This is a genomic window from Bacteroides sp. RTP31139st1_H2_RTP31139_211217 (genome assembly GCF_040227615.1).
Lineage (GTDB): Bacteria > Bacteroidota > Bacteroidia > Bacteroidales > Bacteroidaceae > Bacteroides > Bacteroides uniformis.
Genome location: NZ_JBCNZM010000086.1, coordinates 8,635 through 9,532, shown reverse-complemented (window position 1 = coordinate 9,532; position 898 = coordinate 8,635). Strand labels below are relative to the sequence as shown.

General features: G+C 44.2%; 2 protein-coding genes. Both read left to right on the top strand.

All coding sequences use genetic code 11. From position 1 onward, the window contains the following. Positions 1–38: 38 nt before the first annotated feature. Complete coding sequence (locus ABUA47_RS14560) at positions 39–254, top strand: hypothetical protein (protein ID WP_007751500.1); 216 nt, start codon at positions 39–41, stop codon at positions 252–254. A gap of 21 nt (positions 255–275) precedes the next feature. Further along, on the top strand, positions 276–668 hold the full coding sequence (locus ABUA47_RS14555; protein ID WP_007758936.1) for a hypothetical protein: 393 nt from the start codon (positions 276–278) through the stop codon (positions 666–668). The last annotated feature ends 230 nt before the right edge of the window (positions 669–898 follow it).

Below are 898 nucleotides of genomic sequence, written 5' to 3'. Positions count from 1 at the left end.
AAAGGCGTGTGATTAGCGAATTTTAAGGATTAAAGAAAATGAAAGCAAAAGTAATTATAGCTCAAGCAACAGCCGAGACCGCCGAAGCTCTTTACGGACTGGTCAAGAAGATGGTAGATACAACAGCAATCAAGGCTTATCCCAGTGTAGATTATCAGGCAGTTTTCTTTTCAGCTGATAGATACGACTTAGACTTTGTAAAAAGAGTATTGGCGGATAAGTGCTTTTCTTTCAAAATTGAAGATGCAGAATAATACAATAAAATAAGTGAGTTTATGACACAGCAAGAATTTATGGAACGGACGGGGATAACCCCTACAGCAGAGGATTTTGATTACATCCATGCGGTTTATCTGAACACTTCGATGAACAAGGATGAGTTCTGCAAAGATTTCAAGAAACATGGGGACAGCCGGATTATCCGCGATGTTCATGTGCGAGTGCTGAACTATGAAATGAAATGTGAACGTCAAAAGGAAGTTATCGACAACCTGACCGATTTTCTGATTGGCAAGGCACATGCGTATGACGATACCGATTTCCGCAAAGAAGCGGTAGGGCTGGTCGGTGAGATGGAAGTGGTGAAACGGACCATTGAATTGGGGCTTCCGCTTTGGGATGAAGACAGGATGGTTGTCCTTTCGATGATAGAAGAACAAGGCAAATAGATTGCCGGATAACTGGCAGCCCGGAAAGACGGGCAGGGGCGGCAGGCACGGCCGGAGAGTTGGTAAATCGAAATAAGAAAGCGTAGAAAGCCGTCGGGGTTCGATTCCCCGCGCCCCACGATATAAACTTTTAAAATTTAGAGTTATGGCAAAGAATTTCAATCCGAGAACAGCAGAGAGTCTGTTCAAACAGAAGTTGCGCACGATGATAGGCAGTACGGCACATACGC

Bases quoted from the DNA above. Each gene is read 5' to 3' on its own strand.
- ABUA47_RS14555 (WP_007758936.1), top strand. From the start codon at position 276: ATGACACAGCAAGAATTTATGGAACGGACGGGGATAACCCCTACAGCA.
- ABUA47_RS14560 (WP_007751500.1), top strand. From the start codon at position 39: ATGAAAGCAAAAGTAATTATAGCTCAAGCAACAGCCGAGACCGCCGAA.